This is a genomic window from Candidatus Limimorpha avicola (assembly GCF_056978975.1).
Window position 1 is genome coordinate 19,897 of sequence record NZ_DBMCYK010000005.1, and the last position, 21,137, is coordinate 41,033.

Annotated in this window: 23 protein-coding genes and 1 tRNA gene; 16 read left to right on the top strand and 8 right to left on the bottom strand. The window is 36.5% G+C overall.

Annotated features, from left to right (window positions below):
- The first annotated feature begins 3 nt into the window (after positions 1–3).
- Complete coding sequence (locus tag ACZOVS_RS03605) at positions 4–1,137, top strand: glycosyltransferase (protein WP_483995865.1); 1,134 nt, start codon at positions 4–6, stop codon at positions 1,135–1,137.
- Positions 1,138–1,218: 81 nt separating this feature from the next.
- Here the strand turns inward: ACZOVS_RS03605 and ACZOVS_RS03610 are convergent, their stop codons facing one another.
- The 3 genes from ACZOVS_RS03610 to ACZOVS_RS03620 form a co-directional block, all read right to left on the bottom strand.
- A complete protein-coding gene (locus ACZOVS_RS03610) occupies positions 1,219–2,127 on the bottom strand; it encodes a UDP-3-O-acyl-N-acetylglucosamine deacetylase (RefSeq protein ID WP_483995866.1) in 909 nt (302 codons plus the stop codon).
- A gap of 202 nt (positions 2,128–2,329) precedes the next feature.
- Entirely contained in the window at positions 2,330–3,358 is a 1,029-nt protein-coding gene (lpxD, locus tag ACZOVS_RS03615) for a UDP-3-O-(3-hydroxymyristoyl)glucosamine N-acyltransferase (RefSeq protein WP_483995867.1), read from the bottom strand.
- A gap of 11 nt (positions 3,359–3,369) precedes the next feature.
- A complete protein-coding gene (locus tag ACZOVS_RS03620; RefSeq protein ID WP_483995868.1) occupies positions 3,370–3,891 on the bottom strand; it encodes a DUF7935 family protein in 522 nt (173 codons plus the stop codon).
- A 172-nt stretch (positions 3,892–4,063) separates the two neighbouring features.
- Here ACZOVS_RS03620 and ACZOVS_RS03625 point away from each other — a divergent pair, with 172 nt between their 5' ends.
- The 15 genes from ACZOVS_RS03625 to ACZOVS_RS03695 all read left to right on the top strand — a co-directional run bounded on the left by ACZOVS_RS03625 (position 4,064) and on the right by ACZOVS_RS03695 (position 16,927).
- Positions 4,064–5,272 (top strand): pyridoxal phosphate-dependent aminotransferase, encoded by a 1,209-nt coding sequence (locus ACZOVS_RS03625; RefSeq protein ID WP_483995869.1) that lies wholly within the window; start codon positions 4,064–4,066, stop codon positions 5,270–5,272.
- A 103-nt stretch (positions 5,273–5,375) separates the two neighbouring features.
- Positions 5,376–6,326 carry a bifunctional heptose 7-phosphate kinase/heptose 1-phosphate adenyltransferase gene (locus ACZOVS_RS03630; RefSeq protein WP_483995870.1) on the top strand — a complete coding sequence of 317 codons (951 nt, stop codon included), beginning with the start codon at positions 5,376–5,378 and terminating at the stop codon, positions 6,324–6,326.
- 75 nt (positions 6,327–6,401) lie between these two features.
- The gene (porT, locus tag ACZOVS_RS03635) at positions 6,402–7,220 is read left to right on the top strand and encodes a type IX secretion/gliding motility protein PorT/SprT (protein WP_483995871.1); all 819 of its coding nucleotides are present in this window, start codon (positions 6,402–6,404) and stop codon (positions 7,218–7,220) included.
- A gap of 250 nt (positions 7,221–7,470) precedes the next feature.
- Positions 7,471–7,544, top strand: a tRNA-Glu gene (locus tag ACZOVS_RS03640).
- A 43-nt stretch (positions 7,545–7,587) separates the two neighbouring features.
- Positions 7,588–8,232 (top strand): porin family protein, encoded by a 645-nt coding sequence (locus tag ACZOVS_RS03645; protein ID WP_483995872.1) that lies wholly within the window; start codon positions 7,588–7,590, stop codon positions 8,230–8,232.
- Between the two features lie 2 nt (positions 8,233–8,234).
- On the top strand, positions 8,235–9,200 hold the full coding sequence (locus tag ACZOVS_RS03650; RefSeq protein WP_483995873.1) for a lipoate--protein ligase family protein: 966 nt from the start codon (positions 8,235–8,237) through the stop codon (positions 9,198–9,200).
- 73 nt (positions 9,201–9,273) lie between these two features.
- Positions 9,274–10,656, top strand: a complete 1,383-nt coding sequence (miaB, locus tag ACZOVS_RS03655) for a tRNA (N6-isopentenyl adenosine(37)-C2)-methylthiotransferase MiaB (protein ID WP_483995874.1) — start codon at positions 9,274–9,276, stop codon at positions 10,654–10,656.
- Between the two features lie 5 nt (positions 10,657–10,661).
- Positions 10,662–11,948 carry a tRNA (N(6)-L-threonylcarbamoyladenosine(37)-C(2))-methylthiotransferase MtaB gene (mtaB, locus tag ACZOVS_RS03660; protein ID WP_483995875.1) on the top strand — a complete coding sequence of 429 codons (1,287 nt, stop codon included), beginning with the start codon at positions 10,662–10,664 and terminating at the stop codon, positions 11,946–11,948.
- 233 nt (positions 11,949–12,181) lie between these two features.
- The gene (gene rpsT / locus ACZOVS_RS03665) at positions 12,182–12,436 is read left to right on the top strand and encodes a 30S ribosomal protein S20 (protein WP_483995876.1); all 255 of its coding nucleotides are present in this window, start codon (positions 12,182–12,184) and stop codon (positions 12,434–12,436) included.
- Positions 12,437–12,870: 434 nt separating this feature from the next.
- Complete coding sequence (gene radC, locus ACZOVS_RS03670; protein WP_483995877.1) at positions 12,871–13,566, top strand: RadC family protein; 696 nt, start codon at positions 12,871–12,873, stop codon at positions 13,564–13,566.
- An 82-nt stretch (positions 13,567–13,648) separates the two neighbouring features.
- Positions 13,649–14,794 carry a non-hydrolyzing UDP-N-acetylglucosamine 2-epimerase gene (gene wecB, locus ACZOVS_RS03675; RefSeq protein ID WP_483995878.1) on the top strand — a complete coding sequence of 382 codons (1,146 nt, stop codon included), beginning with the start codon at positions 13,649–13,651 and terminating at the stop codon, positions 14,792–14,794.
- A 115-nt stretch (positions 14,795–14,909) separates the two neighbouring features.
- Entirely contained in the window at positions 14,910–15,263 is a 354-nt protein-coding gene (gene rpsF / locus ACZOVS_RS03680) for a 30S ribosomal protein S6 (protein WP_483995879.1), read from the top strand.
- A gap of 26 nt (positions 15,264–15,289) precedes the next feature.
- A complete protein-coding gene (gene rpsR, locus ACZOVS_RS03685; RefSeq protein WP_483995880.1) occupies positions 15,290–15,559 on the top strand; it encodes a 30S ribosomal protein S18 in 270 nt (89 codons plus the stop codon).
- Between the two features lie 15 nt (positions 15,560–15,574).
- Positions 15,575–16,024: a 50S ribosomal protein L9 gene (gene rplI, locus ACZOVS_RS03690; protein WP_483995881.1), complete on the top strand. Its 450-nt coding sequence runs from the start codon at positions 15,575–15,577 to the stop codon at positions 16,022–16,024.
- 150 nt (positions 16,025–16,174) lie between these two features.
- Positions 16,175–16,927: a TrmH family RNA methyltransferase gene (locus tag ACZOVS_RS03695; protein ID WP_483995882.1), complete on the top strand. Its 753-nt coding sequence runs from the start codon at positions 16,175–16,177 to the stop codon at positions 16,925–16,927.
- Positions 16,928–16,978: 51 nt separating this feature from the next.
- On the opposite strand, the gene ACZOVS_RS03700 is transcribed toward ACZOVS_RS03695, so the two are convergent.
- From ACZOVS_RS03700 to argS, 5 genes are read right to left on the bottom strand one after another with little or no spacing between them, the layout of a single operon-like run.
- A complete protein-coding gene (locus ACZOVS_RS03700; RefSeq protein WP_483995883.1) occupies positions 16,979–17,467 on the bottom strand; it encodes a pyridoxamine 5'-phosphate oxidase family protein in 489 nt (162 codons plus the stop codon).
- A 51-nt stretch (positions 17,468–17,518) separates the two neighbouring features.
- On the bottom strand, positions 17,519–17,896 hold the full coding sequence (locus ACZOVS_RS03705) for a hypothetical protein (RefSeq protein WP_483995884.1): 378 nt from the start codon (positions 17,894–17,896) through the stop codon (positions 17,519–17,521).
- 5 nt (positions 17,897–17,901) lie between these two features.
- Complete coding sequence (locus ACZOVS_RS03710) at positions 17,902–18,573, bottom strand: DUF4159 domain-containing protein (protein ID WP_483995885.1); 672 nt, start codon at positions 18,571–18,573, stop codon at positions 17,902–17,904.
- A gap of 4 nt (positions 18,574–18,577) precedes the next feature.
- Positions 18,578–19,288, bottom strand: coding sequence for a 16S rRNA (uracil(1498)-N(3))-methyltransferase (locus tag ACZOVS_RS03715; protein WP_483995886.1), 711 nt, complete (start codon positions 19,286–19,288; stop codon positions 18,578–18,580).
- Positions 19,289–19,299: 11 nt separating this feature from the next.
- On the bottom strand, positions 19,300–21,114 hold the full coding sequence (gene argS, locus ACZOVS_RS03720) for an arginine--tRNA ligase (protein WP_483995964.1): 1,815 nt from the start codon (positions 21,112–21,114) through the stop codon (positions 19,300–19,302).
- Positions 21,115–21,137 lie beyond the last annotated feature (23 nt).

Genomic DNA, 21,137 nt, shown 5'->3' on the forward strand with positions numbered 1-21,137 from the left:
ATTATGGGCGACAGGAAGAAAATAGTGTTTTTGGCGAGATGGTATCCACACCGTTATGACAGCATGTACGGATTATTCATTCAACGTCATGCTGAAGCGGTGTCAGCATTTCATGACATCAGTGTCGTTTATGTACATGCGGACGAAAACGCCAAAGAAAAATTCGAAATAGAACGACAATACGAGAACAATGTCGATACCATCAGAATATATTACAAAAAAAACAACAATAAAGCCATCAACATAATACGTTTCTTCCGTGCCAACAGAAAAGCATTGTCGCTTATTGACAGAATCGACATTATCCATGTTCACATATTGACACGATTAGGAGTGATAGCATTATTTGAAAAAAAACTGCATCATATCCCCTACCTTATTACCGAACATTGGTCTCGATATCTTCCCGGTAATGATTTCAACGGTGTCATCAGAAAATTTGTCACACGCAAAGTAGTAAAAGAAGCTGCAATGATAACTACAGTGACAAAAAATCTCGGTAATGCCATGAAAAACCATAAACTGTTGAATGACAACTATAAAATTCTACCCAACGTAGTTGACACCAACATGTTCGTTCCGTCAAAACATGACAATAAAACAGTAAAGATAATACACATCAGTTGTTTTGAGAACAAATCCAAGAACATAAGCGGCTTACTCGATGCTTTAAAAATCATTAAAGACAGTGATATTGATTTTCTTTGTGAAATGATTGGTGATGGCATGGATTTCGAAGTCATGAAAGAATATTGCAAGCAATTAGGACTCAATGGAAACGTGATATTCAAAGGGCTATTGGAAGGAAATGAACTTGCCTCTGCACTTTCACAAGGCGATTTTCTTGTTTTGTCGAGTAACTACGAGAACCTGCCGGTTGTCATATTAGAAGCTTTGTCATGCGGAATACCGGTAGTAAGCACAAATGTCGGCGGCATCCATGAAGTCATAAACAATGAGAATGGGATACTTGTAAAACCCAACGACAATAGGAATCTTGCCGAAGCTATAATGACGATGATGAACAAATGTCATACGTACGAGCCTGAAACATTGCGTGCGCCGATATTGGAACATTACAGTACAACAAAAGTAGGTCTATTGCTCTTTCATTATTATAATGAGATAAAGTCTTAGTGGTACATTACGCCTCTATTTTTCTTTATCACAAAAAAATCGGCAATTGCCGATTGAATATTTTCATTATGAAAATAAGGATTATTTCAGGTTCTTCAAAATCAACTTCACAAATTCAGTATTAGCAAAATGACCGGGTTTGTAGGCAGTAACTTTACCAAGTATAGGCTTACCGAGCAAAGTCATATCACCGACAAGGTCCAAAAGTTTATGTCTTGCCGGTTCATTTTCAAAATAGAGACTTGTATTGTTAAGTATGCCGCCGTCATAGACGCCAATAGAATCAATGTTGAACAATTTTGCCACATGACGCAATTCTTCTTCAGGTACATATTTCTCAATAAACACTATAGCGTTTGACAAATCACCACCTTTAATAAGATTATGTTGCAACAACATCTCCAATTCCTGGAAGAAAACAAAAGTACGGCAAGGAGCAATTTCTTTCTCAAAATCGTCAAAACTCTCAAGATGAGCTTCTTGTACATTAAGCACCTGAGATTTATAATCCACCTTAACGTCGATAGTAAACTTTTCAGCAGGTTCAATTGTCAACTCACAGCCAACCTTAGGATGGTAATAGACAATTTTTTTCTTCACCACATAAAATTCCCTTTCTGCATTTTGTTCTACAGAGCCAACATTTCTAAGTTTTTCCATCATTATTTTGGCACTGCCGTCTAAAATAGGAGGTTCTTCACAATTTATATCGATAAGGACATTGTCAATATCAGATCCTTTCAAAGATGCGAGAATATGTTCAACAGTATATACCTTTACACCATTCTGTTCAATAGTAGTACCGCGTGAAGTATCCACGACATTTTCAACGCGAGCATCTATAAGAGGTTGTCCATCTACATCAATTCTTCTAAATTTTATTCCATGATTTGCCTCTGCAGGACGAAAAGTAAGAACACCATTCTGACCTGTATGCAATCCCACCCCACTGATGCTCACTTCTGATTTTATCGTACGTTGTTTTACCATTATCACCTAACCATTATATTACGGGGTGCAAAATTAGTGTTTTTTTATATTCCCTAATAAAAAAACGACAAACTAAACATCATTTTTAAGGACAAACGGCTTATATTACTGATAAACATCAATATTATTACTTGCTCAAATATGCAATACTGTTAATTTTGCATATTAAAACATCATAAAATCAGCTATCAAAACAAAAGTATTATTTCTCCTTCAAAAGTTTTTCAAGTTCTGTTACACGTTTTTCAAGACTTTCCAATTTGCGCAAACGAACTACATCTCTCATATAGTTGTTATAGTAATAAGCAGGAGATCCCATATATTTCTTTCCCTTTTCCTTTATACTGCCAAGGATACCAGACTGAGCTGCTATACTTGTACAGTCAGCTATCTCAATATGTCCGGCAATACCCACCTGACCGGCAATAACACAGTTACGACCTATTTTAGTAGAACCACTAACACCAGACTGTGCTGCCATAGCTGTATTCTCTCCTATTTCAACATTATGAGCCACCTGTATAAGGTTATCCAGCTTGACACCTTGTCCAATACGAGTAGAACCCATTGTTGCACAATCTATTGTAGTATTAGCTCCTATCTCAACATTATCAGCTATAGAGACATTGCCAATTTGCGGAATCTTTTTATACGTATGGTCCTGTTGCAATGCGAAGCCGAAGCCGTCAGCACCAATAACAGCACCGGCATGAATGATACAATTCTTTCCTATCTCAGTCTTTGCATACAACTTAACGCCGGGATATAACACAGTATCATCACCAATCACCACATCATCTCCAACATAAACCTGAGGATATATCTTGACGCGGTCTCCTATTTTTGCCCTTTGTCCTACATAAGCAAACTCTCCAATATACACATCATTCCCATATCGAGCATCATTAGATATAAATGACAAAGAAGATATTCCAACCTTATTGCCAACATATTGTTGATATATTGAAAGAAGTTGAGCGAAAGCAGCATAAGCATCAGACACTCTTATCAAAGTAGCCGACACCGGCTCCGTAGGATGAAAACTGTCGTTAACCAAAACAATAGACGAACGTGTTGTATATATATAAGGTGTATATTTGGGATTAGAAAGAAAACTCAACATTCCGGGAGCTCCTTCTTCTATTTTTGCAATATTAAAGACCTTAACATCGGGATCACCCTCAACTTTTCCGGAAAGTAATGTTGCAATTTGTAATGCTGTAAATTCCATGATATAAACTGTTAATTAATAAACAAAGCATCAAACTCTGTCTTTATGTTGATAATAGCCTTTTCTGCAATAGGATTCTTAAATGACATCAATGTTGATGCTATAGCACTGACCTCAGCATCCTGATTATCAGCAAATACAGCATTGACATTTTGAAGCACCTCTTCTTTGGCAAGCTCTATGATATGCCATGTATCTTCTTTGACATACAAACGTTGTGCAAGATTATGTTCAAATTCATCCTGAACATTTTGAAGCAACGAAAACTGGAAGTCATTGCGGGAGACACCCTGAATATAAACACGTTTCACTAAAACCGGAAACTGAATACGTTCCAAAAAAAGCAGCAATCTCTCACACGCCTGTATCTTAAGAGGAACAATAACTCTGTACGATACCGTCGCCATTTTATTAGTATCTACCAACACTTCAGTATTTTGTCTATCATCTTTTCCACTCCTATGCATGACAAAAAAATTATAACACAATAGTACAAAAAAAAGAGCGATGACAATATATATCAAATATTCCATATTCAAAATTTGCCACAAATATAAGAGATTATTCGCAATAAAGAATAAAAAAAAACAATAAAAGTGAAACTATCATAAAAATCACTAACTTTGCAGCAGAAAAAAGCAGCCCATTAGATTAAATATCATTGAGCCACAATAAGATATACAATAAATCTAAAAATAAAGAGGAATGGAAAACATTATTTTGTCTGAAAGAGTCAACAACATGGCTGAATCAGCCACTTTAAAAATGACTCAAAAAAGTCGCGAGTTAAAAGCACAAGGCATAGATATCATATCATTGAGTATAGGCGAGCCTGACTTCAACACACCGGAGAGTGTGAAACAAGCCGGCATCAAAGCCATTGAGAACAACGACACACACTATCCTCCAGTTCCGGGAGTACCGGCACTGCGTAAAGCCATAGCCGAAAAACTCAGACGTGATAACGGTCTCGACTACAAAGACACAGATATTATAATATCCAATGGAGCCAAACAAGCTATCACCAATGTATTTTTAGCCATCATCAACAAGGGCGACGAAGTCATCATCCCTGCTCCATATTGGGTATCTTATCCTGAGATGGTGAAACTTGCCGATGGCACACCTGTATTTATCAATACCACAGCAGACCAAAGCTTCAAGATCAATGCAAAACAATTGGAGGCTGCCATAACTCCCAAGACTAAAGCTTTCATATTCAGCACCCCTTGCAACCCAAGCGGTTCTGTTTATACTAAAGAAGAACTTGCATCATTGGTAGAAGTATTCAAAAAATATCCAAACATCATCGTCATCTCCGATGAGATTTACGAATACATACAATACGAGCACAAACATGAAAGCATGGGACAATTCACAGAACTCAAATCACGTCTCGTCATTGTCAACGGTGTCGCCAAAGGCTATGCCATGACCGGTTGGCGTGTAGGTTATATCGCAGCACCTCAACAGATAGTATCAGCATGCAACAAGATTCAAGGACAATATACTTCAGGTATATGCACCATATCACAGGCTGCCTCATTGGAAGCCATGCAGTTGTGTCCTGACAATTCTCCGGAAATTCAAAATATGCTGAAAGCTTTTCGCAACAGAAGAGATATGTTATTCAAACTGTTGACCGAAATACCCGGCATACGTCTCAACATGCCGGCAGGTGCTTTCTATATGTTCCCCGAAGTAAAATCATACTATGGCAAAAGCGATGGGGAAACTGTGATAAAAGACAGTCAGGATTTATGCATGTATCTGTTATACAATGCTCATGTAGCTTGTGTCGCCGGCAGTGCCTTCGGTTGCGACGAATGTATCCGTTTGTCTTATGCCACTTCGGAAGACAAACTCCGTGAAGCCATGAGACGTATAAAAGAAGCATTGAGCAAACTTAAATAATACAATAAATAGTAAGAAGTCGTCAACAAATCCGAATAAAGTCTTGAATATCAACAAAGAACAAATAGAAACATTATTTAATTCTTTCAAAAAGAAGAGAATCATGGTTATAGGAGATATAATGCTTGACCTTTACCTGAAAGGAAAAGTAGAACGCATATCACCTGAAGCACCTGTTCCTATAGTATCAGTAAAAGAACGTTTTTCCAGACTTGGCGGGGCTGCCAATGTGGCGCAAAACATAAAGTCACTTGGAGCAGAACCTGTGTTATGTGCCGTCTGTGGCAATGACAGCAAAGCTGACGACTTCTTCGCTTTAATGAAAAACCATAACCTGCCTACAGCAGGCATAATACGAAGCAACGAAAGAATAACTACAACAAAATACCGCATCATTGGCAATAACACACAGATGTTGCGTGTTGACAGCGAAGATACATTCGATCTCACCACTGAGGAATTCTCCATGATGATTCGCAATATCAAACACATCATAGAAACCGAAAGAATAGATGGTATCATATTGCAGGACTATAATAAAGGAGTACTTACAGAATCTATCATTGTCAATGTAATAGAATTAGCCTCAAAAAACAACATACCTGTTGCAGTAGATCCAAAGAAAAACAATTTCATGGCATACAAGAACGTTACTCTGTTCAAACCAAATCTCAAAGAATTGCGGGAAGGATTAAACGGAAATTTCTCGGACGACACTATAGAAGGAATTTTCACCGGTGTGAAAACTCTGCAAGAGAAACTATGCTGTAAATATGTTATGGCGACATTGTCGGAAAGAGGCATACTGATAAAAGAAAACGGCAATGAAAAATATGACTATATACCGGCATTTTTACGTAAAATAGCCGATGTATCCGGAGCCGGAGACACAGTGCTGAGCGTTGCAATGTTATGTTTAGTCTGTAAACAGGATGCTTATGTTATAGCTGCATTATCCAATTTAGCTGGAGGTCTCGTTTGTGAAGAGATAGGAGCAGTCCCCATTGACAGACAACGTCTTTTGGCAGAAACCGAGAAATTATACCTTATCTGACTTAAGACATAATCCAAATTTGTCAACATGCAAAATAATTATGACATCTTGTCGTTTGAAATAAAAATTAAGATTATGTCATTCAAAAAAATATTGACAACATTAGCTGTATTATTGTTTCTTTTTGTACAAAACGTTGAAGCACAACGCAATATACCAAAGAACCTCCCCACATACGATGATAAACCATATCATTTTGGGTTTATTTTGGGATATAACCAGATGTTATATTCCATAAATTATGTTGACAATTATCAAAACATTGAGCATCATCCCGTTGAATGGCCGGATTGTCCGTCTCAATCAGTCACCATTTATACATATAATGCCGAACCACTCAGCAGTCATGGATTTACAGTTGGAATAGTGGGAAATTTACGTTTGGCAAAATATTTCGACTTACGACTTGTACCATCATTGAGTTTTGGCGAAAGAAAAATGTTATATTCATTACATACAACGAATGACCTTGGCAACGGAGAAATTGAACACAAAAATTACGATATAACTAAAAGCATTCACTCCACATTTGTCGAAATACCTTTACAAGTCAAATACAAGTCAAAAAGACTCAACAATGTGGCTGCATATCTAATAACCGGACTGAATTACAAGATAGACCTTGCTTCACAAAAGAAAAATCAGATAGAGGTCTTCAACCCTATCACCCAAGAATATACTACAAAAATCGACAACATACGGGTTAAAAGGACAGATTTAGCTGCTGAAATTGGCGCCGGATTCGATTTTTATACCGGTTATTTCAAAATGGGAATAGAAGTAAAAATGGGATATGGTCTATTCAATATCCTCGATAAAGAGAATGTGATTTACAGTTCAAGTTTCGATAAATTACATAACAAAACTTTCCAATTATCTCTTACTTTTGAATAATATCCCTAAACTTCACATCGACTCGACTTCAAAAGTTACTCATAATAATTAACTCACAATGACAAAAAACTCGATTTTACATCTTAAAAACTATAATAAAGTCATATAAAAGTTATAAATATCCAACAAGTCCAAAAATAACACTTGAATATCAACGTCTTACAATATATATCTTGAAAAACAAAAAAAAGTAAAGATTTTTCTTGGAGAAAAAGAAAAAAGTAGTACCTTTGCAAACACAAAACAGGAAGGTCTCTTCGTCTAGTCTGGTCAGGACGTCAGGTTTTCATCCTGGTAACAGGGGTTCAAATCCCCTAGAGACTACAATAAACCAAGCCACTTAGAGTCTAAGTGGCTTTTTTGAGATATGGTCAATAAAAACACATCCATAAGACCACTACTGAGAAATGGATTGTTCCTGTTACTGATTGTATTGTCAATTCTGTTATCAAGGACCGCCAATGCTCAGGAAGTTCGTTTTGGTATTAAAAGCGGACTAAGCCTTACTAAAATAAATTCCAAAGAAGACAGCGGTTTGAAGGTGGGTGCACATATATCAGGCGTAGTGTTGTATCCTATCAATAAAAGTTCTGTTTCTGCAGAGTTGCAATTCTCTACTGCAGGACAACAACTTGCAGTGTGGGAAGACGTCAATGTAAAAGAATATTACAACACTTCGTTGTTTTATATCAACATACCTGTTCTTTATCAATATTATTTCGCTAATATTTTAGGATTGGAAATTGGTCCACAATTCGGTTACTGCCTCAGTTCATCCACAAAAATGAAAACAGGTAATTCCAATTGGATAAAACTTGAACACAACCATAGTATTTACAATCCGTTTGATTTCGGTGCCGTATTCGGTGTATTTACCAAAGATTTATTAATGGAATCCACTAACAACTTATCCATAGGGCTCAGAATATATACAGGATTCACCAATGTCTTCAAAGACAGAGGCTCAAACAAAAATTTCGGAGTATATATCAGCTTAGGCTACATATTATAACTATGAACCCCATATTACAAATCATAATAGGCAATCAATATAGCCCATATCTAAATCTGTCTGTTGAAAGTTTTTTACTCGACACAGAGAAAGAAAACACCGTCACAATGTTTCTATGGAAAAACCATAAGACAGTAGTAATCGGCACCAATCAAAATCCATATTCAGAATGTGATGTCAACACCCTGCTTGCTGAAGGAGGTCATCTTGCAAGACGCAGGACAGGCGGTGGCGCAGTATATCATGACCTCGGCAACATCAACTTCTCTTTCATTGCCGCAAAGAAACTATATGATGTCAAAAAACAAATGTCGGTAATACAAAGAGCTTTGCAATATTTCGGCTTAGAGACTGAAATCTCCGGACGTAATGACATCACCTACCAAAACAGAAAATTCTCCGGAAATGCCTTTGCCTTTACAAAATCACAGGGATTGCATCACGGCACCATACTTATCAGAACCGACGATGTATATATGCAAAAATACCTCAAGGTAAATCCTGCTAAACTTCAAAAACATGGAGTAAAATCTGTGACAAGCCGTATTATCAACCTCTCGGAAGTATGTGATATTACATCCGACAACATCATACCTTATCTCATACTTTCATTCAAAGAAATATACAATAATGACGTAGTGACATTGGATTTCAACGATTTATGTAATAATGACGTAATATCCAACAGCAAAATACTCGCAAGCGACAAATATCTATACGGCAAATGGAAAGATTTTCATACAAAAAAAAGCGCACAATATGAATGGGGATGGTTGGATATGGATATCAACATAGATGAATCGACAGGCACTATATCTCATTTAGCATTAGCATCAGACAGTCTGCAACCGGAAGCCATAAACGAAGCACAAAATCTATTGCTCAATGCAAGTACAAAAATGCCGCCACCTGTGCCTGACAGCCGGTACAAAAATATTATCGAAGATATTTTCAAACTTGTTTACTAAGCGACTATACATAATTGCCGAATGACAAAAAAATAATATCTTTGCAATTTAAATGCCTTAAAATATCATCAAGATGAAATATTATCTGCTTCCATTAGGCTGTCAAATGAATCAAAGCGACACCGAAAGAGTTAGAACCGTGTTGAACAAGATGGGATTTACCTCTACTGATAATGAAGAAGAAGCCTCTATCTTAGGCATCATAGCATGTTCTGTCAGACAAAAAGGCATAGACAAAGTTTATAGCAGAATTCTGAAGTGGAACGACATGAAACAGAGTCGTAACTGTATCACTTTCGTCTCAGGCTGCTTATTACCTGCCGACAGAACTCGTTTTCTCAAATTGTTTGACCTCGTATTTACCATGAACGAGTTGCCCGAGCTGCCGGACATGATACGCCAATACGGCACCAATATATACACTCCTATGATGACTGATAAGGTTGATAAAGACATTATATATATAACTACAACATTATCAGACAGAAAACATATCATCAACCCGTCTGCAAATATGGAACGTTTTTGGGAAATACAACCGGATTACAACTCTTCTTTCGATGCTTTCATCCCTATACAAAACGGATGCAATAAATTTTGCACATATTGCGCAGTACCTTACACAAGAGGCAGAGAAGTGTCGAGACATTCGGAAGACATCATGAAGGAATTGAAAAGTCTCGTAGAAAACGGTTATAAATCCATTACATTGCTCGGACAGAATGTCAACTCTTACGGATTGGATAAAAAAGGCGAAGAAATAAATTTTGCCGAACTGTTGCGCCGCATTGGAAAATATGGCGACAGCAGCGGCAAAGACTTCTGGGTTTACTTTACATCTCCTCACCCTCGCGACATGAGCGACGAGGTCATAGAAGTCATTTCCCAATACAGATGTTTGGCAAAACAAATACATCTGCCTATACAATCCGGTGACAATGCCATGCTGAAACGCATGAACAGAAATCATTCCATAGATGATTACAGACATATAATTAACTGTATCAGAACATTAATACCGGAAGCTACGATTTTCACCGACATAATAGTAGGTTTTACCGGAGAAACAGAAGAAGAATTTGAGAACTCACGTCGCGCCATGGAAGAATTCAAATATAACATGGCTTATATAGCACAATACAGCGTACGACCGGGTGCCGTTGCGTCATCTTGGGCTGACGATGTTCCGAAAGAAATAAAACGTAAACGCTATCATATTCTTACTGATGAGCTTATGAAACATTCATTGGAATATAACAAAGGTATGATAGGCAAAACCGTTCGTGTTCTTGTAAGCGGTGAAGACAGAAAGAAAGGTTATCTCACCGGACATACAGAAGGCAAAATTGTCATACGCTTTTATTCTGAAGATAAGAGTCTTTGTGGCAGCATTGTCAATGTAAAAGTAACATCTGCCACTGCTTTGTCCATTGAAGGTGAATTGATTGTAAAATAATTGATATGTCTATGAAAATCGCGTTCAAGACATTGGGGTGCAGAGTCAATCTCTATGAAACCGATGCTTTGGCTTCGAGGTTCAAGAATGCCGGATATGAACTGGTGGATTTCAAGGATGAAGCAGACATTTATGTCGTAAATACATGTACAGTAACAAATCAGAGTGACCAGAAATGCAGGCAGACACTGCATCAGATACGCAGCAAACACCATAACGCCCTTATAGTGGCGACAGGGTGTATGGTAAACAATCACAAACAACAACTAACAGATTCTCAATTATTGGACTATGCCATTGATAATGAACATAAGTATGCATTGTTTGACATTATAGACGGGCATTTCAAAGACCTTAAAATAGGACCTGAGAGTTTTGAGAAAGACCTCTTCAGCTATACGGCTGCATCAGACACCTTTCATACACGCAGCTTGATAAAAATACACGACGGCTGCAACAATTTCTGTTCATACTGCATCATTCCTTCTGTAAGAGGCAGAGCTGTCAGCCGTTCCGACAAAGATATCTATGAAAATATCAAAGAAGTAATACGTTACGGTTTTAAAGAAATAGTTTTGACAGGCGTCAATATGGGACGATACAAACATGAAAACACTGACTTCGAGATGCTCGTGCGTAACATTCTAGATATAGAAGGAGATTTCAGATTGAGAATATCATCTATAGAACCAGATAATTTCAGTGACAGTTTCATAGAACTGTTTAAAAACAAGAAACTCGCTCCACACATGCATATTTGTCTTCAAAGCGGGTCGGACAACATCTTACAACAAATGCACCGACATTACTCATACGAAGAGTTCGCTCTTATATGCAAAAGAATACGTAACGTCGTTCCAGATTTCAATATCACCACCGATTTGATTGTTGGCTTTCCTGGTGAAACGGAAGAAGATTTCAAAGAAAGTATGGAGGCATGTAAACAGCTATCATTCAGCCATATACATACATTCAAATATTCTGTCAGGACTGGCACCAAAGCTGCAACAATGCCGAATCAGATTCCGGAGAAAACAAAAAATGAACGCAGTGCTGCAATACGACAAATATCGGCAGAAAACAAAATCGCATATTACAAACAGATGATTGGCAAAAGACAATGCATACTTATCGAACGGGTTGTAAACGGCATTGCATCGGGATATGGAGAAAATTACATACCATTAAGACTAAAAACAAAAGAAATTAAAAAAAACACCTTTGCAGATGTTATTGTGAAAGATATAATAAACAAAGGTGACGAATCAGAATTATGGGCAGAGATGATTTAAAGACAATAAACCGGAGCTTCTCTATGCAATTTGAAAAGACAAATTGAAGTAATAAATCACACATATTGTCAATTCCCAAAAATTGTGAAATAAACAACAACAAAACAACACTGATAATCAACACAATGCCTATATGGCAATTTTTTTTTAGATTTTTGTAAATTGTATCGATAATTTTTCTAATTTTGCAGGCTGAAAGATAAAGTTAGGAAACAAAAAGAATATTAGATATTATGGCAAATCACAAATCGTCATTGAAAAGAATTCGTCAGACAGAAACAAGACGTTTACACAATCGTTTTTATGCCAGAGCAATGCGCTCAGCAATAAGAAATTTTAGAACTTTGACTAATAAATCGGAAGCTGAAGCTCAACTTTCAAAAATGTATTCTTTGATTGACAAAACAGCTAAGCGTGGTATCATCCACAGAAACAAAGCTGCTAACTTAAAATCAAAATTAACACGTTTTACAAGCAAGTTAGCTTAAGCGTTACATTATATTGGAACAGAATTGTTACTAATGATTTATTGATTAGTTTAAGAAAAGTGTGTCATTTCGGCACACTTTTTTTGCTATTTTGAAAAATCTTTCTCCTTATCAAATTAAATCTTTATTTGATTTTTGCAACAAAGCCGTTGTCTTTTTAAAAAATCACGCTTTGCATAATCGACTGTATTCAATCAAATATGTACGAAAAAATTTCAGACTTTTCGTATTTGCAAAATATACAACTGTTTTTTAATAAGATACTAATTTATTTTATTTAATAAAAAACAATATCTAAAAAATCATTTAAGTTCTTAATAAAATACACCTGAAAACAGTTAATTTGTCTTTACAAAACAACAATTTCAACATTTTCTTTTCTTTAATATCACAGACACTTATAATTTTGTAAACATATTATTGTAAACATATAAATGAAAGGAGGTGACAAAACGCCGATCAGCAAATGGGCGATGTCGGACAGACCGCGCGAGAAACTGCTGGAAAGAGGGAAAGAAGCTCTTACCGATGCTGAACTGATTGCCATACTTATTGGCTCGGGCAATAACAAAGAAAATGCAGTTGACCTTGCCAGAAGGATTCTCAATGACATTAACAGCGATTTGATACAACTGTCCAAACTCAATGTCAAAGAGTTGATGAAATACAATGGCATGGGAGAGGCAAAATCCATCACCATTGTGGCAGCTTTGGAACTTGGCAGAAGACGCCGTTATGCCGAGATGCCAAAAAACAAAAGTATCAAATGCAGCAATGACGCTTTCGAGGCCATTTATCCACATCTGTCGTATATGACTCATGAAGAATTCTGGATATTATTATTGAACAGCAGCAATATGGTGATAAAATCAGAACGTATAGGCATGGGAGGCATCAACAGTACTACCGTTGACCCGAGAATAGTATTCAAACAAACTCTCGACAACAATGCCTCAAACATTATCTTGTGCCACAATCACCCGTCAGGTAACATAACACCAAGCGACAACGATATTCGTCTCACAAAAAAATTGGCAAAAGCCGGAGAATATTTAGACATAAAAATTTTCGATCATATCATCGTTGGTAACAATAATTATTATAGTTTTGCAGATGAAGGAATGATGTAAAGTCGGGAAGGACTAAAATATTGTTTTAAATTAAAAAAATTCCACTACATCACCTGTAAACTTCAAATAATTGTCATCCGACATGATAAAGATAGTAACTATTATAGGAGCGAGACCGCAGATTATCAAGGCTGCAGCATTAAGCAGAGCCATCAGGAAACACTTCAGTGATAGTATCACGGAAATAGTGGTACATACGGGACAACATTATGATGACAACATGTCACAGGTCTTTTTTGACGAACTGAATATTCCTCAACCGGATTACAATCTCAAAGTCGGCTCTCTAAGTCACGGAAAGCAGACAGCAAAGATGATTGAAGGTATTGAAGATATCTTAGTATCGGAAAGACCGGACTATATAGTATTATACGGCGACACAAACTCCACTTTGGCCGGCGCCATAGCAGCTTCCAAGATACACGTCCCTATCGTACATATTGAAGCCGGACTGCGTTCGTTCAATAAAAACATGCCGGAAGAGATAAACAGAATCTGCTGCGACCATTGTTCTACCATGCTGTTCTCTCCCACTGCCACCGGATACAACAACCTCGTACGTGAAGGATTCAATCCCAACAACAAGAAAAGATTTACCATTGACAATCCCGGCATTTATCATTGCGGCGACGTGATGTATGACAACAGCAAATATTTCTCTATAATAGCCGAAAATAAAAGTGAAATCATAAAAAGAGAAAATCTCATTGGCAACAGTTTTATACTTTGTACCATACACAGAGACAGCAATACTGATAACAAAATGAGGTTAGAGTCCATCATAACGGCACTTTTAGAATTATCGGAACATGAAACCATAGTTATACCATTGCATCCAAGGACTGAAAAGTCACTAAAGATAAATTTGAACAATGAATTATATGATAAATTTTACAGTTGTGACAACATAAGAATCATACCGCCGGCATCATTTTTAGACATGATCAACCTTGAGAAAAGTGCAACAATGATAATGACGGACTCCGGAGGAGTACAGAAAGAAGCATATTTTTTCAACAAACCTTGTATCATCATGCGAAGTGAGACAGAATGGAAAGAGATTGTAGAAACAGGATCTGCTGTAATTGTCGATGCAGATAAAGACAAAATAACAAGAGCATATCAAGAATATAATGAGAATCCTCCCAAACATTTTCCAAGTATTTTCGGTGACGGCTATGCAGCGGAATTTATATGTAATGAAATGATTATCAATTCATTATCATAATGATGATTTTTTTCATTCTTTTTCTTTTGGAGAAAAGAAAAAATTATTAAATTTGCACACGATATAAATAAATGTTTAATTATATTTAATTGTTTAACAATCAATAAATTAAGTTATGAATCAGTACGAAACCGTTTTCATTTTAACTCCCGTTTTGTCTGAAGAACAGATGAAGGAAGCGGTAAAGAAATTCGAAGATTTGCTGACCAACAATGGTGCAGAAATCGTATTCAAGGATTTCTGGGGAATGCGCAAATTGGCTTATCCAATTCAAAAGAAGTCATCCGGATTCTATCAACTGATAGAATATAAAGCCGAAGGTGATGTTATCGCAACAATAGAAACTGAATTAAAACGTGACGAGCGCGTAATCCGTTTCTTGACAGTAAAACTCGACAAGCATGCTATTGCTTATAACGAGAAGAAACGCAGAAAAGCACAGGAACAAGCCGAAGCTCAGGCCAATTAATTGTCTAACATTAAATCTTTAAAAAAATGGCACAAGCAAATTCAGAAATCAAATATTTGACTCCCATAGCAGTCGATACCAAAAAGAAAAAATATTGCCGTTTCAAAAAGAATCGCATCAAATATATTGATTATAAAGATGCTGATTTCCTTTTGAGATTCGTTAACGAACAAGGTAAGATATTACCTCGCCGTATCACCGGTACATCTACAAAATATCAGAGAAAAGTTGCTCAGGCTGTCAAGAGAGCACGTCATCTTGCATTAATGCCTTACGTAGCCGATATGTTGAAATAATTAGGAGGACAAGACATGGAAATTATTCTTATACAAGACGTTAAAAATTTGGGATATAAAAATGACATCGTCAATGTAAAACCGGGATATGCCCGTAATTATCTCATCCCTCAAGGCTATGCAATAGTTGCATCATCTTCAGCACGTAAAATCCTTGCCGAGAATATTCGTCAACAAATGTTCAAACAGGAAAAAATAAAGAAACAGGCAGAAGACATAGCAGCATTATTGGAAGGTCTCAATTTGCGTATTCCTGCCAAAGCCGCTGCAACAGGCAAGATTTTCGGTTCTGTAAACAACGTTCAAATAGCTGACGCTATTAAAGAAGCAAAAAATATTGACATCGACCGTAAACAAATCATGATTGACAACGAAAGCATCAAAGAAATAGGTAATTATACCGCTAAAGTTAAATTACACAAAGATGTAGTTGTAGAAATCAGTTTTGAAGTTTTTGCTGAATAATAAATATAAAATATTTTTCATATTAAGCTTTTGAAGCCGGAGTCATGACTTCGGCTTTTTTTCATACCTGCAAAAACAGTAAGTTTTAAAGCGATATGACACGACAATATGTAAAGTTATTTACTTTTGCATAACTAAAATCAAGAAGTGATGAATAATAGTGAGATTAAAAAAATAGCATCATTAAAACAGACAAAATATAGAAAGGAATCAGGATTGTTTACTGTTGAAGGTAATAAGTTGGTACAGGAACTGATAAACAGCAGATTCAACATTGACAGCATCACAGTAACAGCTTCATGGATAGAAAAAAATAAAAATCTTGCAGAAAAACTGCCCAAATATGACATTATCACGTCAAAACAAATGACTCAGATAAGCAATATGGTTACACCTCCCGGTATCTTGGCAACTGCTGCAACACCTGAATATCATATTGACTCCAAAGACAGTGAACATGAGATGCTGCTAATGTTAGACGGCATCAATGACCCTGGCAACTTGGGCACCATCATCAGAACGGCAGACTGGTTTGGGATTAATAAGATTGTAACCAGCGAAGATACGAGTGAACCATGGCAGCCCAAAGTCATTCAATCATCCATGGGATCAATATTTAGAATAAAAATTATGGAATGTGACATTGTGAAATTTCTTAATGAAGTTAAAACGCCCGTTTATGGAGCTTTGATGGAAGGTAAAGACATTTACAATACCCATATAATTGGGAACAAAGGAGTCATAATAATTGGCAGCGAGTCACATGGAATAAGAAAGAATATCATGCAAAATATCAGTTGTCCTGTCAACATACCTAGAGGTAATGGCAGGATGACAGAATCGCTGAATGCATCCATAGCTGCAGGAATAATTATGTCTGAAATATTCAGAAAGAACAGATGATAAAAACTTGATTTTTAAGTAAAAATATTTTGTCAAATGCGATGAAGATATTTAGACAACTTTTTTACATTTCCCACTATATTCTATAATATCCAATCTTATAATCTCGGTTCTGAAAAACGATTTCTCTGCATATTTCAGTCCAACAGACATATCTTGTAAAGAATATTTCTTTAATATAAGTTCCAATGCATGTTTCCTTTCATCAACAGGGAGTCCGACATTTGCAGTACATCTTAACACTACACTTTCATATTCTGTAGTAAATTTTTTTGAAATAACATTAGTATTTCCCACAATACAAAATGAAACATTTGAATTTAATGCAATACAACGCAACTTACGACCTTCCGGAGCACAATGTATATAAATTGAGGTCGCACCGTCCCATACGAAATTAACAGGAACACCATAAGCACTATTCTCCGTATCATCAATCATTGACAAAACGCCATATTCTCCACAACGCAATAAAATCAAGGCTTTCTCCTCTTCCAAAAGACGGTCCTGCCTTCTTACTTTGTCATTAACATATTTCATAAACACATATTAAAAAAACATACCACAAATACGGCAAAAATATATTAAACATTAAACTTTATTCAAATATTTCACTATTGAGACAATATTTTCATTGACAACAGAAAAAGCATAATCATAAACTACGAAATAATCAACCCCCTTCTTTGTTTTATACAACCCGGTAAAATATTCATAATCAAAACCAAGTGAATCCATTTCCTGTTTAGGCACAAGCACTCTTCCACAACCGCAAAGAGAATGCAATATCTTTCGATTGTGTTGCAATACAGAATTAATCCTTTTTATATACGAAGTTCTTTGTGTATTTATTTTATAATAGTAATTATTTCGACAATAGTCATCACAAAATTTTTTATCGGAACGACCTTTCAATTCTGCTCCGCAATAATGACATATTTTATTAAATTTGGCAATAACATTATTCATAAGCATCAATATGAGAATACATATTCAATAATATTAGCTCCCATTTTCAACGCTTTTAGACGCACTTCGTCAGAATCTTTATGAACACGTTGGTCCTCCCAACCATCACCGAGGTCACATTCATAAGTAAAGAGACAAACCATTCTTCCTTCATAAAACAAAGCAAAGGCTTGAGGTGCTTTCATATCATGTTCATGAATCTTGGGCAACCCATCCGGGAAAGAATAAGGTTTTTCGAAGATAGGATGTGAATAAGGCAATTCCGTCCAATCGAGGTCAGGAAACACCTTTTTCATTTCTCTCATAACAAAATCCTTTATACCATAATTATCATCTATATGAAGGAATCCACCGGCGAGAAGATACTTGCGCAAATTGGCTGCCTCAGCATCACTAAAAGTTATATTGCCATGACCGGTAGCATGAACAAAAGGATAATTGAAAATATCAGGACTTCCCACATCCACTGTAGCGATATTTGTATTAAGTTCTGTATGAAGTTCCTGATTGCAAAACTTGACAAGATTAGGAAGTGATGTAGGATTAGCATACCAGTCTCCGCCACCTCTGTACTTCAACAAGGCTATAGATATTGGTTGAGAGCACAAAAGTCCCGGAACAAACATCACAAAAAACAAGACAACTACATTCAATCGAGATAAAACATTAAAAGACATAACATTACCCTTTCATTTGATTTATTAACTGGACAGTATGACAAGCCACCAATGCCGCTGTTTCAGTTCTAAGACGGGCATGACCAAGACTAACTGGGATAAAGCCATAATCCATTGCGACCCTCACTTCTTTTGGACTAAAATCACCTTCCGGACCTATCAAAATCAACACATTATCTCCTTTTTTATATATATCACACAATTGTTCAGTAACATTTTCACTGATATAAGCAATATACTTCTTCCCATCAAAAGGTTGTTTCACAAGTGTTTCTAACGACACCACATCTTCTATCAATGGCAATTTCGACTTTATCGACTGTTTCAAGGCAGCTATCATAACTTTTCTAAATCTGTCAACATTAGCAACTTTACGTTCTGAATGACATGAAGCAAAAAGTTTGACCTTATCTATACCTATCTCTGTCGCTTTTTCAAGAAACCATTCTGTTCTGTCGTTTGACTTTGTCGGTGCTATTGCTATTTCCAAAACAAAATCTTTATTGTCATATCCAGCATATTCATTATACAAAGACGCCACTGCTTTCTTTGGATTTGCATCTAATAATTCCGCATCAAACAAAGAACCTTTCCCATTCGAGACGCAGAAACGATCTCCTTCCTTCATTCTGAGTACTTTTACACAATGTTTTGACTCTTCTTCAGGCAAAGAGATCATTCCCAATTTTGCGTCCGACAAGAAAAATACATTCATAATATGTCAACTTACATTCTTTCCGGCATCGATATGCCCAACAATTCTCCTACATTACGCAACAATTTTGCCGTCATATCCGCCAACTGCAAACGGAAAAGCCTGCGGTCTTCATTTTCTTCCTTCAAAATACTGCACTCCTGATAAAACTGATTGAACTCCTTACACAAATCATAAATATAATTTGCTATCATGGCAGGACTTCTATTTATTGCAGCCTGGTCAAGTAACATCGGCCAATTATAAATACTCACCAATAAAGGTTTTTCTTTTGGCATTATATCCGACACTGTCACATCATCACTTGGCGTGATACCCAATTCAGAAGCCTTTCTTAACACCGAACATATACGTGCATGAGTATATTGAATAAATGAACCTGTATTACCATTAAAATCTATTGACTCTTTAGGGTCGAACAACATGGTCTTTTTAGGATCAACCTTAAGAATAAAATATTTCAATGCTCCCAGACCTATAGTATTATACAAAGCATCAGCCTCCTGTGCAGACAAGTCACGAGCCTTGCCGAGTTCCTCAGAAACAGACCTTGCTGTTGCCACCATTTCATCCATAAGATCATCAGCATCGACGACTGTCCCTTCACGTGATTTCATCTTGCCACTTGGCAACTCCACCATACCATAAGATAAATGTTCTATGTTATTACCCCATTCATAGCCTAAACGAACAAGTACTTTTTTCAGTACATCGAAATGATAATTCTGTTCATTACCAACGACATATATCATTTTCTCAGGTTTATATTCGTTATACCTCAACTGAGCCGTTCCAATATCCTGTGTCATATATACCGAAGTGCCATCTCTACGCAACAACAGTTTTTCATCAAGACCTTCGTCCGTAAGGTCGCACCATACTGATTTATCAGGACGTTGATAAAGAACTCCTCTCTCCAAACCTTCCATCACAGTACTTTTTCCCAACAAATATGTCTGCGATTCATAATACACTTTGTCAAATGAAACGCCGAGACGTTTATATGTGACATCGAAACCATCATAAACCCATTGATTCATCATCTCCCAGAGATGACGCACCTCAGGATCACCAGCCTCCCATTGACGTAACATCTCGCGTGTCTCTCTCATCAATGGAGATGCTTCCTCTGCAGCAATCTTAGCTTTTTCTTTTGCATCATCATCAAGTTGATCAAAGTTTTCAGGAAGTAAACTCTTGACTTCAGCTTTGAAATTCTTATCAAACAACACATAGAAATCACCTATCAAATGGTCGCCTTTTTTTCCTGTTGAAGTCGGTGTGCAACCATTACCCCATTTTTTCCAAGCAATCATACTTTTACAAATATGAATACCTCTATCATTTACAAGATTCACACGTACAACATTCTTTCCGGAAGCTTTCAAAATCTCAGAAACACTCCAACCAAGAAGATTGTTACGAATATGTCCTAAATGCAAAGGCTTATTGGTATTGGGAGAAGAATACTCAACAACTACAGGAGCACCTTCAATCTTTTTAAATCCGAACTTCTCAACCCTATAATTATCTCGGAAGAATGACAACCAATAATTATCAGAAATAACCAAATTAAGAAAACCTTTTATGACATTGTATTTTGCAATAAATGCACTTTCTCTAATCATCTCTTTCCCTATTTCATTTGCAAGAATTTCCGGAGATTTACCTGCAATCTTCACAAACGGGAATACCACTATTGTGAGGTCTCCTTCAAATTCAGGACGTGTCTTTTGAAAAACCACCTGCTGAACCGGAGGTTCCTGACCATAAAGTTTCTTAAAAGAATCGATAAAAATCTGTTTTAAAACTTCTTCCAACATAATTATTTCTGTTTATTCGCTGCAAA

Excerpts from the sequence above, each read along its gene's own strand:
- ACZOVS_RS03605 (WP_483995865.1), top strand. The coding sequence starts at position 4 with ATGGGCGACAGGAAGAAAATAGTGTTTTTGGCGAGATGGTATCCACAC.
- ACZOVS_RS03610 (WP_483995866.1), bottom strand. The coding sequence starts at position 2,127 with ATGGTAAAACAACGTACGATAAAATCAGAAGTGAGCATCAGTGGGGTG.
- lpxD (WP_483995867.1), bottom strand. The coding sequence starts at position 3,358 with ATGGAATTTACAGCATTACAAATTGCAACATTACTTTCCGGAAAAGTT.
- ACZOVS_RS03620 (WP_483995868.1), bottom strand. The coding sequence starts at position 3,891 with ATGGAATATTTGATATATATTGTCATCGCTCTTTTTTTTGTACTATTG.
- ACZOVS_RS03625 (WP_483995869.1), top strand. The coding sequence starts at position 4,064 with ATGGAAAACATTATTTTGTCTGAAAGAGTCAACAACATGGCTGAATCA.
- ACZOVS_RS03630 (WP_483995870.1), top strand. The coding sequence starts at position 5,376 with ATGGTTATAGGAGATATAATGCTTGACCTTTACCTGAAAGGAAAAGTA.
- porT (WP_483995871.1), top strand. The coding sequence starts at position 6,402 with ATGTCATTCAAAAAAATATTGACAACATTAGCTGTATTATTGTTTCTT.
- ACZOVS_RS03645 (WP_483995872.1), top strand. The coding sequence starts at position 7,588 with ATGGTCAATAAAAACACATCCATAAGACCACTACTGAGAAATGGATTG.
- ACZOVS_RS03650 (WP_483995873.1), top strand. The coding sequence starts at position 8,235 with ATGAACCCCATATTACAAATCATAATAGGCAATCAATATAGCCCATAT.
- miaB (WP_483995874.1), top strand. The coding sequence starts at position 9,274 with ATGAAATATTATCTGCTTCCATTAGGCTGTCAAATGAATCAAAGCGAC.
- mtaB (WP_483995875.1), top strand. The coding sequence starts at position 10,662 with ATGTCTATGAAAATCGCGTTCAAGACATTGGGGTGCAGAGTCAATCTC.
- rpsT (WP_483995876.1), top strand. The coding sequence starts at position 12,182 with ATGGCAAATCACAAATCGTCATTGAAAAGAATTCGTCAGACAGAAACA.
- radC (WP_483995877.1), top strand. The coding sequence starts at position 12,871 with ATGAAAGGAGGTGACAAAACGCCGATCAGCAAATGGGCGATGTCGGAC.
- wecB (WP_483995878.1), top strand. The coding sequence starts at position 13,649 with ATGATAAAGATAGTAACTATTATAGGAGCGAGACCGCAGATTATCAAG.
- rpsF (WP_483995879.1), top strand. The coding sequence starts at position 14,910 with ATGAATCAGTACGAAACCGTTTTCATTTTAACTCCCGTTTTGTCTGAA.
- rpsR (WP_483995880.1), top strand. The coding sequence starts at position 15,290 with ATGGCACAAGCAAATTCAGAAATCAAATATTTGACTCCCATAGCAGTC.
- rplI (WP_483995881.1), top strand. The coding sequence starts at position 15,575 with ATGGAAATTATTCTTATACAAGACGTTAAAAATTTGGGATATAAAAAT.
- ACZOVS_RS03695 (WP_483995882.1), top strand. The coding sequence starts at position 16,175 with ATGAATAATAGTGAGATTAAAAAAATAGCATCATTAAAACAGACAAAA.
- ACZOVS_RS03700 (WP_483995883.1), bottom strand. The coding sequence starts at position 17,467 with ATGAAATATGTTAATGACAAAGTAAGAAGGCAGGACCGTCTTTTGGAA.
- ACZOVS_RS03705 (WP_483995884.1), bottom strand. The coding sequence starts at position 17,896 with ATGAATAATGTTATTGCCAAATTTAATAAAATATGTCATTATTGCGGA.
- ACZOVS_RS03710 (WP_483995885.1), bottom strand. The coding sequence starts at position 18,573 with ATGTCTTTTAATGTTTTATCTCGATTGAATGTAGTTGTCTTGTTTTTT.
- ACZOVS_RS03715 (WP_483995886.1), bottom strand. The coding sequence starts at position 19,288 with ATGAATGTATTTTTCTTGTCGGACGCAAAATTGGGAATGATCTCTTTG.